Source organism: Microbacterium mitrae, assembly GCF_008017445.1.
GTDB lineage: Bacteria > Actinomycetota > Actinomycetes > Actinomycetales > Microbacteriaceae > Microbacterium > Microbacterium mitrae.
This window is the reverse complement of the sequence record NZ_VRSW01000001.1, coordinates 1,276,852-1,291,300: the sequence shown is the minus strand read 5'-3', so window position 1 is coordinate 1,291,300 and position 14,449 is coordinate 1,276,852. Positions and strand designations below refer to the sequence as shown.

The 14,449-nt window shown below is 64.8% G+C and carries 10 protein-coding genes; 8 read left to right on the top strand and 2 right to left on the bottom strand.

The window, feature by feature from the left end:
* The first annotated feature begins 4 nt into the window (after positions 1-4).
* The 5 genes from FVP60_RS05960 to lplAB all read left to right on the top strand — a co-directional run bounded on the left by FVP60_RS05960 (position 5) and on the right by lplAB (position 5,861).
* On the top strand, positions 5-1,672 hold the full coding sequence (locus tag FVP60_RS05960) for an ABC transporter ATP-binding protein (protein ID WP_147825295.1): 1,668 nt from the start codon (positions 5-7) through the stop codon (positions 1,670-1,672).
* Complete coding sequence (locus tag FVP60_RS05955; protein WP_147825294.1) at positions 1,669-2,409, top strand: copper homeostasis protein CutC; 741 nt, start codon at positions 1,669-1,671, stop codon at positions 2,407-2,409. Before FVP60_RS05960 ends, FVP60_RS05955 begins: the two co-directional genes overlap by 4 nt.
* Positions 2,406-3,329 (top strand): ROK family protein, encoded by a 924-nt coding sequence (locus tag FVP60_RS05950; protein ID WP_147825293.1) that lies wholly within the window; start codon positions 2,406-2,408, stop codon positions 3,327-3,329. The genes FVP60_RS05955 and FVP60_RS05950 overlap by 4 nt, the downstream gene beginning before the upstream one ends.
* A gap of 608 nt (positions 3,330-3,937) precedes the next feature.
* Positions 3,938-4,789 (top strand): alpha/beta hydrolase, encoded by an 852-nt coding sequence (locus tag FVP60_RS05945; protein WP_147825292.1) that lies wholly within the window; start codon positions 3,938-3,940, stop codon positions 4,787-4,789.
* A gap of 22 nt (positions 4,790-4,811) precedes the next feature.
* Positions 4,812-5,861, top strand: a complete 1,050-nt coding sequence (gene lplAB / locus FVP60_RS05940; RefSeq protein ID WP_147825291.1) for a lipoate-protein ligase LplAB — start codon at positions 4,812-4,814, stop codon at positions 5,859-5,861.
* 105 nt (positions 5,862-5,966) lie between these two features.
* On the opposite strand, the gene pgm is transcribed toward lplAB, so the two are convergent.
* Positions 5,967-7,610, bottom strand: coding sequence for a phosphoglucomutase (alpha-D-glucose-1,6-bisphosphate-dependent) (pgm, locus tag FVP60_RS05935; RefSeq protein WP_147825290.1), 1,644 nt, complete (start codon positions 7,608-7,610; stop codon positions 5,967-5,969).
* A 90-nt stretch (positions 7,611-7,700) separates the two neighbouring features.
* On the opposite strand from pgm, the gene pheA reads away from it, so the two are divergent.
* Together pheA and FVP60_RS05925 are read left to right on the top strand one after the other, a co-directional pair.
* On the top strand, positions 7,701-8,657 hold the full coding sequence (gene pheA / locus FVP60_RS05930; RefSeq protein WP_147825289.1) for a prephenate dehydratase: 957 nt from the start codon (positions 7,701-7,703) through the stop codon (positions 8,655-8,657).
* A 12-nt stretch (positions 8,658-8,669) separates the two neighbouring features.
* Entirely contained in the window at positions 8,670-10,367 is a 1,698-nt protein-coding gene (locus tag FVP60_RS05925) for a helix-turn-helix transcriptional regulator (RefSeq protein ID WP_222705891.1), read from the top strand.
* A gap of 288 nt (positions 10,368-10,655) precedes the next feature.
* On the opposite strand, the gene FVP60_RS05920 is transcribed toward FVP60_RS05925, so the two are convergent.
* Positions 10,656-11,693, bottom strand: a complete 1,038-nt coding sequence (locus tag FVP60_RS05920; protein ID WP_147825288.1) for an LLM class flavin-dependent oxidoreductase — start codon at positions 11,691-11,693, stop codon at positions 10,656-10,658.
* A 177-nt stretch (positions 11,694-11,870) separates the two neighbouring features.
* Between FVP60_RS05920 and FVP60_RS05915 the strand changes: the two genes are divergently transcribed.
* Complete coding sequence (locus tag FVP60_RS05915) at positions 11,871-14,402, top strand: ATP-dependent Clp protease ATP-binding subunit (protein ID WP_147825287.1); 2,532 nt, start codon at positions 11,871-11,873, stop codon at positions 14,400-14,402.
* Positions 14,403-14,449: the final 47 nt, after the last annotated feature.

Sequence of the window (14,449 nt, the reverse complement as noted above, 5' to 3'; positions counted from 1 at the left end):
GGTGATGTCTGTTAGCACCCAGCCGCTGCTGAGCCTGCGCGATCTCGCGGTCACCTTCTCCACCGAGCAGGGCCCGGTTGAAGCCGTCAAGGGCATCAACCTCGACGTCAACCCCGGTGAGGTCGTCGCGGTCGTCGGCGAGTCTGGTTCTGGCAAGTCGGTGACCGCGATGGCGATTCTGTCGCTGTTGCCGTCAACGGCCACCCGTACCGGCGAGATCATCATGAACGGTCGCGATCTGACCACGCTCACCGAAAAAGAGTTGAACTCGGTGCGCGGCGCGGAGATCTCGATGGTGTTCCAGGAGCCGATGACGGCCCTGAACCCCACGATGCGTATCGGCGATCAGATCGCCGAAGCCCTGCTCAATCACCGCAAGATCAGCAAAAAGGACGCCGCGGCGAAGGCTGTTGAACTGCTTGCTCGCGTGGGCATTCCCGACCCCGAGCGGCGCGCCAGCGGCTTTCCGCATGAGCTCTCCGGCGGCCAACGCCAGCGAGTCGTGATTGCGATCGCGCTGGCGTGCGAGCCGAGCCTGATCATCGCCGATGAGCCCACCACGGCACTGGATGTCACGGTGCAGGCCGAGATCTTGGACCTCATCCGCAGCCTGGCTGACGAGAGCGGCACGGCCTTCTTGCTGGTCACCCACAACATGGGCGTGGTGGCCGACATTGCCGACCGCGTCGCGGTGATGTTCCGTGGTGACATGGTGGAGATCGGAACCACCAAGCAGGTGCTGAAGATGCCGGAGGCGCCGTACACGCAAAAGCTGCTTTCCGCGGTTCCGCGTCTGCCTGAGGCCCGGGGCCTCGGCATGACGCCGCCGCCGGCCAGCGACATCGCGGTGATGGAGCTGATCGACGCCAGCGTGATCTACCGCAAGGGTGGCACCTCGTTCGCCGCGCTCGACAATGTTTCGGTGCAGATCGCTCCGGGCGAGATTTTGGGCCTGGTGGGTGAATCGGGCTCGGGCAAGTCAACGCTCGGGCGCTCGGCACTGGGCCTTACCCCGCTGTCGTCGGGTGAGATGCGCCTGTTTGGTGAAACCGTTGGCAAGGGTGGTCTGCGTGGGCGCGGCGAGCGCCGCATGCGCGGCCGCATCGGAACCATCTTTCAAGACCCTGGTTCCAGTCTTGATCCGCGAACGACGGTCGGCGAAGCGATCGCCGAGCCGCTCATCATTCATCGCTCCGACCGCCCGATGAGTTCGAAAGATCGCGCGGCGCGGGTTCGCGAGTTGCTTGAGGCTGTTGAGTTGCCCGCCAACTACGCGCACCGTTTTCCGCACGAGCTCTCCGGTGGCCAGCGTCAGCGCATCGGTCTGGCGCGCGCGATCGCGCTGGAGCCGGAGCTGATTGTTGCCGACGAGCCCACCTCGGCGCTCGATGTTTCGGTGCAGGCCGCGGTGCTTGAGGTGTTGAAGAAGCTGCAGGAGAAGATGAACTTCGCCTGCCTGTTTATCAGCCACGACCTCGCCGTTGTGCACGAAATTTCGCACCGCGTCGCGGTGATGTACGCCGGCCAGATCGTCGAAATCGGAACCACGGACGACGTGCTTCTTGACCCGCAGCACCCGTACTCCAAGAAGCTGTTGAGCTCGGTTCCGGTTCCTGACCCCACCGTGCAGCACGCTCGCCGCCTGGAGCGGCTGACGCGGAGCGTCGCGTGAGTGCACAGCTGGAGCTGATCGCTTCAGACGCCGACGCGGTGCGGGTTGCCATCAGCATTGGTGCCAGCCGAGTGGAGCTTTGCTCGGCGCTTGCCCTCGGCGGGCTGACGGCGTCGGGCGGAACCATCGCAGACGTTGTGCAGGCCGCGGCGGGCGAGGTTGAAGTGCACGCGCTGATTCGATCGCGTGCCGGCGGGTTTCGCTACGACGATGACGAAATTCGCGTGATGACGCGCGATATCGAGCTGGCGGTTGCCGCCGGGGTTGATGGTGTGGTCGTCGGCGCGCTCGGCGATGACGGACTGTTTGATGAGCGTGCCATGCGGGGCTTCGTCGCGGCGGCTGGTGGCAAATCTGTTGCCGCACACCGTGCCATTGATGTTGCCGCCGAGCGTTCACGCGCACTCGAACAGCTCATCGATTTGGGTGTTGTGCGGGTACTGACCTCCGGCGGTGCGGTGACGGCGCTTGAAGGCGCTGCGGCCCTCGAAGCCATGGTCGCGCAGGCGGCGGGTCGCATCGACATCATGGCCGGTAGCGGTATTTCGACCGCCACGGTCGCCGATGTTGTGGCCACCGGCGTGCGTGCGGTGCACTTTTCGGCGAAACGCCTCGTACCCGATTCCACCGGCATCAGCATGGGCGCGGCAAGCCGCGAGGGGCTCGGCCCGTACGAAAAGGTCGATGCAGACGAAGCTCGCCGCATTGCAGCGATTGTGACCGGTGGTATTCAGTGACAACGCGTAACGTGCTCGGCCTCGATGTCGGGGGCTCGAGCATCAAGTATCAATTGGCGAGCGTTGCCGCCGATGGGCTCCCTGTTGTTGTGCAACAAGACACGCTGCCGACTCCGGAGAGCGACCCGATTGCAGCGTTTGCCGCGATCGCGCGCCAACTCGCCGGTGACGACCTGGCCGGAGTGGTCATCGCCATTCCCGGCCTCGTCGACAGCGACAGCGGCACCGTGCTGCGTTCGGTCAACCTGCCTCACCTTGATGGATTGCGACTGGGCCCGCTCCTCGGCGACTTGCTCGAGGTTCCGGTTGACGTCGTCAACGACGGCCGCGCCGCCGCCATCGCCGAAGCGCGGTGGGGTGCAGGAGACGGCCACCACGACGTGTTCACCCTGGCGTTGGGCACCGGGATTGCCGGCTGTCACGTGGTCGGCGGTGAGGTTGCGGCCGGTGCGCACGGCATCGCAGGCGAACTGGGACACATCGTTGTTGATCCGCACGGCGAGCTGTGCGGATGCGGTCAGCATGGTTGCCTAGAGACGGTGATCGGCGCGCCGGCGCTGCGCCGTGCCTGGCGTGCGGCCGGCGGCGAGGGATCGCCGCGCGACCTGCTCGGCGCCTACGAAAACGGCGACGTCCGTGCCCTGCCCATCGTTGAGCGCGCGGGCAATGCGCTGGGCGATGCGCTGCTGACGCTGCTGGCGCTGGTCGATCCGGGTTGCATCGTGATTGGTGGCGGACTTGCCAGCTCGCCGCATCGCCTGGTGCAACTCGCGGTCACGCGGGTCGACGAGAAGGCGACGTTCCACGTGGTTCCGCCCATCGTCTCGGCAGAGCTGGGTCGCTGGGCCGGCGCCGTCGGTTGCATCGGCATCGCCGTCGACCGGCTCACCCGCGCGGTGCACGCCTCAGCCGCGCGATAAAAGTGCGGTGAGCACGCGGTGAGCGTGCCGACCCCGCGGTGAGCGTGCGATGAGCACGTCAACCGTGCTCACCCATGCGGTGAGCGCCTCAACCGCGCGTTGAGCGTGCGTTGAGCACGTCAAGTGCGCCGTGAGTGCGCGTAGCGATTCGAAATATTCCGCGTCGTGGTTCCAACTCACCCCCATCTCTTTTGCGACGTCGGAAGTGTCGCCGCATGAGACGAGACACGCCGAGATTTTGCCTCACCAGTCACAAAGGTTCCGACGAGGGACAACGGAACCAGGTGCCAGCGTCAGCAGGCGCGCGCCGCACAATTCAGGAGACCCACTAACGCCGCCCCGTTCATGAGACCAGCCGGCGCCGGCCATCGAGACTTCGAATGTGGCCGGAGGTCGGAAGGCATGGGGCCAAAGTGACGACTGCGCGGCGCGTCGGGGTACATTGCGCGACATCTCCGACACGCGACAAACCCGACATGCGACCCGTCTGCCGTCGTCACCCAAACAGAGCAACGCCGGTCTGCCGCCGGCACCCAAACAGTGCAACGCCCGTCTGTCGCCGGCAGCGGAACATGGCAAGAGGAGCATGCACCCGTAGACTCGCGTGCATGGCTGAATTCATCGACGCCCACGGGGTCGCGATCGTTTACGACGTGCATGAAGCTCAGGGCGAACCGCGCGGTGTCGTGCAACTGGCGCACGGTCTTGGCGAGCATGCCGGCAGATACGGTGCGCTGATCGCCGCACTTACCGAGGCGGGCTACCGGATCTACGCCGATGACCACCGCGGTCACGGTCGCACCGGAATGAAGCAGCACGGCGGCGACGCGACGAAGCTGGGAAAGCTCGGCCCCGGCGGCTTGCGCGCAACCCGCGCCGCGATGTGGCAGTTCAGCGAATTGATTCGCGCAGAAAACCCCGAGTTGCCGCTCGTTTTGATCGGCCACTCGTGGGGCTCGTTCCTCTCGCAGTGGCTGCTCAACCACCATGCCGACGCGTACGACGCGGTCGTGCTCAGTGGTTCCGCTCTGCTCTCGCCCACCACCCTCAGCCCCCTGCCACTGAACCGTGCCTTCGAGGGCCCACAGGCGACGGGCCTGGAGTGGCTGGCGACCGAAGAGGGCGTGTGGGGCGAGTTTCGCGCCGACCCGCTCACCACCGAGCAGCCGCTACTCAAGCTTTTTGGCCTGGCCGACGCGATGCGCCTGTATGAGCTGCCTGCCAAGCATCTGCCCCGCAACGTGCCGGTGCTGCTGATGGTTGGTTCCGAAGACCCGGTAGGCGGGCCGGTCAGCGTGCACAAGCTGGCGAAGGCGTACCGCGAGCGCTCCGGCCTCACCGATGTGACGACGGTGGTCTACCCCGGCGATCGGCACGAAATCTTCAACGAGAAGGATCAGGAGAAGGTGCGCGCCGATCTTCTGGCGTGGCTCGATCACCGGATTCCGCCCGCCGCATAGCCGCCAGCAGTAGGCTGGATTTATGCACGGAGAGTATAAAGTCCCAGGCGGAAAACTCGTCGTCGTTGACTTCGAGGTCGAAGACGGCGCGATTGCAAACTTCCATCTCGCCGGCGACTTCTTTCTCGAGCCCGATTCGGCGTTGCTCGACATCAACGCGGCGGTCAACGGCCTGAGCGAGTCCACCGACGCCTCGGGAATCGCCGCCGCCGTGCGAGCGGCACTCCCCGAGGGTGCCCAATTGCTCGGTTTCACGCCGGAGGCGGTCGGAACCGCGGTGCGGCGAGCGCTGGTGACGGCGCCCGGGTGGAAAGACTTCACGTGGGAGGTCGTGCACGATGGGGCCGTCTCGCCCCGCATGAACCTCGCGCTGGATGAGGTACTCACCGGCCGCGTCGGTGATGGCCGCCGTCAGCCCACGCTGCGCATTTGGGAGTGGAACGAGTCGGCCGTCGTTATTGGGTCGTTCCAGTCGTTGCGCAATGAGGTTGACCCGGAGGGCGCCGCACGCCACGCTTTTGACGTGGTGCGCCGCATCTCGGGCGGAGGCGCCATGATGATGGGCGCCGGGCAGATCATCACCTATTCGCTGTACGTGCCGGCCGAACTCGTCTCAGGCATGACGTTTGCCGATTCGTATGCGTTCTTGGATGACTGGGTGTTGCAGGGGCTGCGGGCGCTGGGCATTGAGGCGACCTATCAGCCGCTCAACGACATCGCGAGCCCCAAGGGCAAGATCGGCGGCGCGGCTCAAAAGCGTCTCGCCAACGGCGGCGTGCTGCACCACGCGACCCTCAGCTACGACATGGACGGTCAGATGATGACCGAAGTGTTGCGTATTGGCCGCGAGAAGCTGTCAGACAAGGGAACCACCTCGGCGGCGAAGCGCGTTGACCCGCTACGGTCACAGACGGGCATGAGCCGCGACGACATCATCACCGCGCTGATTTCGACCTTCACGTCGCTCACCGGCGCGAAACAGGGTCACATCACCGAAGACGAGTACGCCGAAGCCGAGGCCCTGGTCGAATCGAAGTTCTCGACCGAAGCCTGGCTCAAGCGCGTGCCGTAGCCGCGGGGCGTTTCGTCTCGCTACGCTCGCTCAACGGGCGGGGCGCCGGGCGGACGTTGAGCGAGGCCGCCTAGCGACCGAGTCGAAACGTGGTGAACGCGTGGATCAAGCGCCGGCCAGGGCGGCGGCGACGACGGCTCGCGCCTGCTCCTGCACCTCGGCGAGGTGTTCGGGGCCACGCAGCGACTCGGCGTAAAGCTTGTAGACGTCTTCGGTACCCGACGGGCGAGCGGCAAACCAGGCGTTCGCGGTCTGAACCTTGAGCCCGCCAATCGCCGCACCATTGCCGGGAGCGTGCGAGAGCTTGGCGGTGATCGGCTCACCGGCAAGCTCGGTGGCGGCAACCGCGTCGGGGGAGAGCTGCGCGAGCACCTTCTTCTGCGCGGGGGTCGCGGGGGCGTCAACGCGCTGGTAGGCGCTCGAACCGAAGCGCGCTTCCAGCTCGGCGTACAGCTGCGATGGCGTCTTCTTCGTCACCGCGATGATTTCAGCCGCCAGCAGGCACAGCAGAATGCCGTCTTTGTCGGTTGTCCAGACGGAACCATCGGCGCGCAAGAACGAGGCGCCGGCAGATTCTTCGCCACCGAAGGCGACGGAACCATCGAGCAGCCCGGGCACGAACCACTTGAAGCCGACCGGAACCTCCCACAGGCGCCGGCCCAGAGCCTCTGCCACCTTGTCGATGATCATGCTCGACACCAGCGTCTTACCGATGGCGGCATCAGCGCGCCAGTTGGGCCGGTGCGTGTAGAGGTATTCGATCGCGACGGCGAGGTAGTGGTTGGGGTTCATCAGCCCGGCGTCGGGCGTGACGATGCCGTGGCGGTCGGCGTCAGCATCGTTGCCGGTGAGCACGTCAAACTCGTCGCGGCGCGCCACCAGCGCGGCCATGGCGGAGGGGGAGGACGGATCCATGCGAATCTTTTCGTCCCAGTCCAGCGTCATGAATGCCCACGTCGGGTCAACATCGGGGTTGACGACCGTGATGTCGACGCCGTGAACCTCGGCGATGTATGACCAGTAGTCAACGCTTGCGCCACCCAGTGGGTCGGCGCCCATGCGCACGCCGGCGGTGCGAATGGCGTCGAGGTCGATGATGGTGGCGAGATCACGCACGTAGGCGTCACGGAAGTCGTAAGACCCGGTGGCGTCGGCCGTGAAATCAGCCGTGCGCACCCGCTTCACCTCGGCGAGACCGCCCTCGATGAGCGCGTTGGCGCGGTCGGCGATCCAACCGGTGGCATCGGTGTCGGCAGGCCCACCGTGCGGCGGGTTGTACTTGAAGCCGCCGTCGGCCGGCGGGTTGTGGGAGGGCGTCACCACAATGCCGTCCGCACGCGTCGGGTCATCGGCGGCCTTGCCAGCGTTGTACGTCAGAATCGCGTGGCTGAGCGCGGGCGTCGGCACATACGATTCGCGAGAATCTTGCAACATCGTGACACCGTTGCCGACGAGCACCTCAACGGCGGTGCGCTCGGCCGGCAGGCTCAGCGCATGCGTGTCACGGCCGATGAACAGCGGGCCGGTGATGCCCTGTGCGGCGCGGTAGTCCACGATCGCCTGCGTCGTGGCGAGGATATGAGCCTCGTTAAACGAAGCCGTCAGCGACGATCCGCGGTGCCCACTGGTTCCGAATGCCACCCGCTGCGTGGCGACCGTGGGGTCGGGTGAAACGTCGTAGTACGCCGCAATCAGGGCGTCAACATCGATGAGATCGGAGGGCTGTGCCAGCTGTCCTGCGCGCGTCATGTAGACAGTCTGCCCCTCATGTGCCGCGCGCGCACCTCAAGATGACATTTATCGTGCGAATGCACCGGCAATTCTCACTAGGCTGAACGCATGTCTGCTGCCCCTGAGCCTCGTCGTCGCGTTTACAGCTACCTCGGGCCCGCCGGAACCTTTACGGAGGCGGCGCTGCAGCAGGTTCCGGCGGCAAAGGGGCAGATTTGGCGCCCCGTGCACAACGCCGGTGAGGCGTTTGCCGACGTGATCGAGGGGCGCAGCGACGCGGCCATGATCGCGATTGAAAACTCCATCGAGGGTGGCGTCTCCACCACTCAAGACGCGTTGGCTACCCTCCCCGGGCTTCGCATCGTGGGCGAGTACCTGGTTCCGGTCAACTTCGTGCTGGTTGCCGCCCCCGGAACCACGATGGCTGATGTGAAGACGATCGCTGCGCACCCGGTCGCCTATGCGCAGTGCCACCGCTGGCTGGGTGAGCACTTGCCGAGTCACCAGCACGTACCTGCCGCAAGCAATGTGGCCAGCGCGATCGGGGTGCTCGATGGCACGCTGCCGGCGCAGGCAGCGATTGCCCCACCGGGAATTATCCTGCATCACGACCTGCAGGTGCTGGCCAGCGACATCGGCGATAACACCAACGCCGTCACCCGCTTCGTGCTCGTTACCCGCACCACCCAGCCGACGCCACGCACCGGGGCAGACAAAACCTCGATCATCGCCGAGTTGCCCAACGATCGCCCCGGAGCGCTGTTGGCGCTTTTGGAGCAGTTCTCGGCCCGTGGCATTAACCTCAGCCTGATCGAGTCTCGCCCCATTGGTGACGCGCTCGGGCGCTACCGCTTTGTGATCGACGCTGACGGCCACATTGACGATGCACGCATGGCTGAGGCCCTGATGGGTTTGCGCCGCTTCAGCCCCCGCGTGGTCTTCTTGGGGTCATATCCCCGCGCCGACCAACTCATCGTGCAGTATCACGATGAGTTCTCCGACCATGTCTTTAGTGAGGCTCGTGAGTGGCTCGACGCGCTCGTGCGCGGGGACGCTGTCGAGTAAGACCGGTACGCGATGCAACAGCCCCGAGATGACATCGACAACGCAGGCGGAGCCGCGACGCCGCTGTCTATCTCTCAGCAAAAGCAGGAGCGCGACTCCCACGCGCAGCGCTATATCGCCACCCTCATCGGGTTGCTGAAAACCGGCGACCTTGACGGCGCCGAACGTGCGCTTCGGCGCATCGCCTTTTCCGAACTGATGGTGAATGCAGCCGCGCTGCACGACGCGCTGCGCTCGTTGCCGATGACCACCCCGATCGGCGCGTTGGCCTCGACCGAGCGCCCAGCGCTGTTGCTCGCCCTTGCTTTTGCGCGGCGTGAGTCAACCGGGCGACTCGACGCCATGGTTCCGCTGCTGGTCTCGGCGGCAGCAGTATTGCGCAAGAGCTCCGCGTCATCTCCCGCGCAACGCGCGCGCGACCTGTCGCTCGCGGCGCTGTGCCTGATGCTCGCGCAACACAGCACCGACTGCATCGACATGGCCAGGCGCGGCGCCGATCTCGTGCGCGCGTTTACGATCACCTCAGACGATGATGCGGCGACGCTGGTGGGCGTTGCCGCGGTCGATCTTGCGCTGGCATTTTTTCTCAACGACCGCGTCGCCGAAGCCGCCAGTATGTGGCGGTGGGTGCGCGAACACACGGTCGACCCGCGCCTGCCGCGACTCATGCAGGCCGACTGGGGAACCTCTGTGGTGGGGCTCGTTGTCGGTGACCGCACCATGGTGTCGCCGCTCGCCGCGGCAACCATCGAGATGCCGCTCATGGATCGCGAAAAAGACATCCCAACGCGCGATCCGTGGTGGTTGATGGTGGCAACGGCTCGCACCTGGGCGGCGATTGATCGCGGCGATTTTTCCGGCGCGCTCGTCATGTCACAGTGCGCGGTTTCGGCAACACCCACCCCCGCCGTGACCGGCCCACTCGCGCTGGCGTATTGCGCAGCGCTGCTGCTGAACGGACGCACCAGCAGTGCGCTCACCTTTGTTGACGAACAGTTGGCGCTACTGCCGCCAGACGGCATGGGCAGCACCGGCCCGCGCCTTGCCGCGGTAGGCATGACCGCCTCCGCGATCGCGGGAGATTCGGCGCGACTCGCGCATTTCAGCACGATGGTGCGGCCGTACCCGGGGCTTCACCGGCTGGCTTCGGCGTTTGCGGCCATGGTGACGGGCGACCCGCACGCCGCGATCAACGCGCTCGCCGAGTACAACGACGACATCTTCGGGCCGCGCTGGCGCGCGCTGTACTGGACGCTTTTCACCGCTGTTCACGCACGAGCCGGCCACCGCGCGATGGCGGTCGAGGGTCTGCGGAACCTCGTTCCGCTGATCGAGCGGCAGCGGCTGGGTGCGTGGCTGATGCTGATTCCGCAACCCGAGCTTGACGCGGTGCGCGGCATTGCCGCCGACAGCGACTTTGATTTTGTGCTGCAGCTGTTGCCCGCGCACGCCGGCATCTCCGTGGTTCCGGTGGTCACCTTCACCACCCGCGAGGAAGAGATTCTTCGCCTCATTGGGCAGGGATTCACCAATACGCAGATCGCGAATGCGCTGTTTATCTCGCCCAACACCGTCAAATTTCACGTCGCTAAGTTGCTGAAGCGACTCGGGGTTTCGTCTCGTGAAGAGGCAGCCGAATTGGGCGTTCCGCGGCTGAACCGAGCGCCGCGTGAAGACACGAAGCGCGAGGCCGGCACGCCCGATTATTAAGACCGGGTAGTCAGGGTGGGTAGTTTCTTTTCACCTGTAACGGAGCGTCTGATTCGCGTGGTGTGATTAATGCACAAATCGCGCGGTGAGTGCTCTCCCGAAAGCTCCCGCGTCGAGCCGGTTCTGTCCCTGGGCTGGCCGGACTGATTCAGTCCAATCCCGATTGCCCTCCCTGGCGTCGGGGCGATCGACCCGCATCAATCCCCCTCCTGATGCGGGTCGATCACTTCTTTGTACGGTCATCAGCTTCCTGGCGCTGTTGCGAGCGCCGTTGCCTGAGCGCCGGCGCTACGCGTTCGCGATGAGGCGCAGCGTCTGCTCGCGGCCGAACGATGAGGCTCGGTCTTCGTTGGCGTAGGCTCCCGCCACCGGAACCACCATGATTTCGTCGACACCGTGCTGCGCCGCGAACGACGTGAGTTCTGCGCGCACCGACTCGCCGGTTCCGACAACCCAATTGCGTCGCACGCCCGCAATCAGCTCTTGCTCTTGCGCCGTCACCGTGGCGAGCGCCGCCTGGGACTCTTCAACCGTTTCGAGCGGGGTGAGCGGCTGGTTGAGTCGCAACTTGGTGAAGATGCGCATTTGCGGAAGGGCGCGCTGCTCGGCCTCTTCAAGCGTCGGGGAGGCGACCACGTTGGTGGTGAGGAAGGTGCGGGGTGCCTCAAGCGTTGCCGAGGGCTGGAACTGCGAGCGGTACAGATCGAGCGCGCGCTCCAAGCCCTGACCGGAGAAGTGGTTGGCGAAAACGTACGGCAGGCCAAACTGTGCGGCAAGCATGGCCGAGTAGTCGCTCGATCCCAGCAGCCAAATATGCGGAGTCGAGGTGGCATGCGGCGTCGCGTGCACCGCGTACTCGCCGCCCGTCGTGAAGCGCATCGTGGCGCCCTCGGCGCTCATGATCGCGGCAATGTCGGCGACGTGCTGCGGAAAGCGGTCGACATCGCTGGTCGCACCCGATTGACGCAACAGGTGGGTGACGACGGGGTCGCTGCCGGGTGCGCGACCAATGCCGAGATCAATGCGACCGGGCGCCATGGCCTCCAGCGTTGCGAACTGCTCAGCAACGATGAGCGGAGCATGGTTGGGCAGCATGACGCCGCCGGAACCAACACGAATGCGCTGGGTGCGAGCGGCGGCCGCGGCAATCAGCACGGCGGGCGACGTCGAGGCGACCGCCGGCATGTTGTGGTGTTCGGCAAACCAATAGCGCTCGAAACCCAACTCGTCGGCGAGGGCGGCCAACGCCATAGATGACGCGACCGCTTCGGCAGAAGTTTGGCCGGTGCGCACAGAAACAAGATCGAGGACTGAATAGGTAACCATCATTTGAGGCAACGCCCGACGGCGGGCGAAGATTCCCGATCCGTTAGCCGACGGCCTCCCGATCTGGTTGGCGAAGATTCCCGATCCGTTAGCCGACGGCGAACACGGGCATAACCCGGCCCCCTGGTGGTTACCCTCGACATAAGGCGTATTCCGTTAACGCCCCGAGGAGTGAAGATGTTCGAGAGATTCACCGACCGTGCCCGTCGTGTCGTTGTGCTCGCCCAAGAAGAGGCGAAGATGCTCAACCACAACTACATCGGCACCGAACACATCCTGCTCGGCCTGATCCACGAGGGAGAGGGCGTCGCAGCCAAGGCGCTGGAGTCGCTCGGCATCTCGCTCGATGCAGTCCGTGAGCAGGTACAAGACATTATTGGCCGTGGGCAGCAGCAGCCGACCGGGCACATCCCGTTCACGCCGCGCGCCAAGAAGGTGCTGGAGCTTTCGCTACGCGAGGCTCTGCAGCTCGGCCACAACTACATTGGCACCGAGCACATTCTGCTCGGCCTCATCCGTGAGGGTGAGGGTGTTGCCGCGCAGGTGCTGGTTAAGCTCGGCGCCGACCTGAACAAGGTGCGTCAGCAGGTTATTCAGTTGCTCAGCGGTTACCAGGGCAAGGAGCCCGTCGGTGTCGCCGCTGGTGCTGAGCAGCAGCAGTCGGCCCCGCAGGGTGGTTCCGCTGTGCTTGACCAGTTTGGTCGCAACCTGACCCAGGCCGCGCGCGACAACAAGCTCGACCCGGTCATCGGGCGCGAGAAAGAGATCGAGCGCGTGATGCAGATTCTGTCGCGCCGTTCGAAGAACAACCCCGTGCTGATCGGTGAGCCCGGCGTCGGCAAGACTGCCGTCGTCGAGGGCCTCGCGCAGGCGATCGTCAAGGGTGAGGTTCCGGAGACGCTGAAAGACAAGCAGGTTTACTCGCTTGACCTCGGCTCGCTCATCGCTGGTTCCCGCTACCGCGGTGACTTCGAAGAGCGCCTGAAGAAGGTCACCAAGGAGATCCGCACCCGCGGCGACATCATCGTCTTCATCGACGAGATTCACTCGCTGGTTGGTGCCGGTGCTGCCGAGGGCGCGATTGACGCGGCCTCGATCCTGAAGCCGCTGCTTGCTCGCGGTGAGCTGCAGACGATTGGTGCCACCACGCTTGACGAGTACCGCAAGCACTTCGAGAAGGATGCGGCCCTTGAGCGTCGCTTCCAGCCGATCCAGGTTGCCGAGCCGTCGATTCCGCACGCCATCAACATTTTGAAGGGCCTGCGCGACCGCTACGAGGCGCACCACAAGGTGCAGATCACCGACGGTGCCATCGTTGCCGCGGCCAACCTGGCCGACCGCTACGTTGCCGACCGCTTCTTGCCAGACAAGGCCATCGACCTGATCGATGAGGCTGGCGCACGCCTGCGCCTGTCGATTCTGTCGTCGCCGCCGGAACTGCGTGAGTTTGACGAGAAGATCGCCAAGGTTCGCGAAGACAAAGAGAAGGCAAGCGAAGAGCAAGACTTCGAAAAGGCCGCGTCTCTCCGCGACGAGGAGAAGAGCCTGCTTGCAGAGCGCCTTCGCCTTGAGAAGCAGTGGCGCTCGGGCGACGTTGCGTCGCACGCCGTCGTTGATGAGGGTCTGATCGCCGAGGTGTTGGCCCAGGCCACCGGTATTCCGGTGTTCAAGCTCACCGAAGAGGAGTCCTCGCGTCTTGTCTTCATGGAGAAGGCACTGCACCAGCGCGTTATCGGTCAGGACGAGGCGATCGCAGCTCTGTCGCGCACGATTCGTCGTCAGCGTGCGGGCCTGAAAGACCCGAAGCGCCCCAGCGGATCGTTCATCTTCGCCGGCCCGACCGGTGTCGGAAAGACCGAGCTTGCCAAGGCTCTCGCGGAGTTCTTGTTTGACGACGAGGGCGCCCTGATCTCGCTTGACATGAGCGAGTTCAGCGAGAAGCACACCGTTTCGCGCCTGTTTGGTGCCCCTCCCGGATTCGTTGGATTCGAAGAGGGCGGCCAGCTGACCGAGAAGGTGCGTCGCAAGCCGTTCTCCGTCGTGCTGTTTGACGAGATCGAGAAGGCTCACCCCGACATCTTCAACTCGCTGTTGCAGATTCTGGAAGAAGGTCGTCTGACCGATGGTCAGGGTCGCGTAATCGACTTCAAGAACACCGTCATCATCATGACGACCAACCTCGGTTCGCAGGCTATCGCCGGCGCTCCCGTTGGGTTCCAGGTCGAAGGCAACTCGCAGACCACCTACGAGCGCATGAAGGGCAAGGTCGACGAAGAGCTCAAGCGCAACTTCAAGCCCGAGTTCCTCAACCGTGTGGACGACGTCATTGTCTTCCCGCAGCTGTCGAAGGAAGAGTTGCGTCAGATCGTTGACCTGTTCACGAAGCGACTGTCGGAGCGGTTGCTTGACCGCGACATGACGGTGTCGATGACCGACGCCGCCAAGGACCGCCTCATCGAGATCGGTTACGACCCGGCTCTCGGTGCGCGACCGCTGCGTCGCGCGATGCAGCGTGAGGTCGAAGACCAGCTCTCCGAGCGAATCCTGCACGGCCAGCTGCACTCGGGTGACCACATCGAGGTTGACTTCGCTGACGGGGCGTTTGCGTTCGAAACCGGCCCTCGAGGTGAGCGTGTCGCCCTGGCGGCGACCGCAACCCCTGCGATTTCGGCCACGCCGGACATCATCGCCGGCGGCGAGATTTCGTAACGCGAAATTCACAGAACGGGCTCGACTTCGGTCGGGCCCGTTCTGCG

Bases quoted from the DNA above. Each gene is read 5' to 3' on its own strand.
- FVP60_RS05960 (WP_147825295.1), top strand. From the start codon at position 5: ATGTCTGTTAGCACCCAGCCGCTGCTGAGCCTGCGCGATCTCGCGGTC.
- FVP60_RS05945 (WP_147825292.1), top strand. From the start codon at position 3,938: ATGGCTGAATTCATCGACGCCCACGGGGTCGCGATCGTTTACGACGTG.
- lplAB (WP_147825291.1), top strand. From the start codon at position 4,812: ATGCACGGAGAGTATAAAGTCCCAGGCGGAAAACTCGTCGTCGTTGAC.
- pgm (WP_147825290.1), bottom strand. From the start codon at position 7,610: ATGACGCGCGCAGGACAGCTGGCACAGCCCTCCGATCTCATCGATGTT.
- pheA (WP_147825289.1), top strand. From the start codon at position 7,701: ATGTCTGCTGCCCCTGAGCCTCGTCGTCGCGTTTACAGCTACCTCGGG.
- FVP60_RS05925 (WP_222705891.1), top strand. From the start codon at position 8,670: ATGCAACAGCCCCGAGATGACATCGACAACGCAGGCGGAGCCGCGACG.
- FVP60_RS05920 (WP_147825288.1), bottom strand. From the start codon at position 11,693: ATGGTTACCTATTCAGTCCTCGATCTTGTTTCTGTGCGCACCGGCCAA.
- FVP60_RS05915 (WP_147825287.1), top strand. From the start codon at position 11,871: ATGTTCGAGAGATTCACCGACCGTGCCCGTCGTGTCGTTGTGCTCGCC.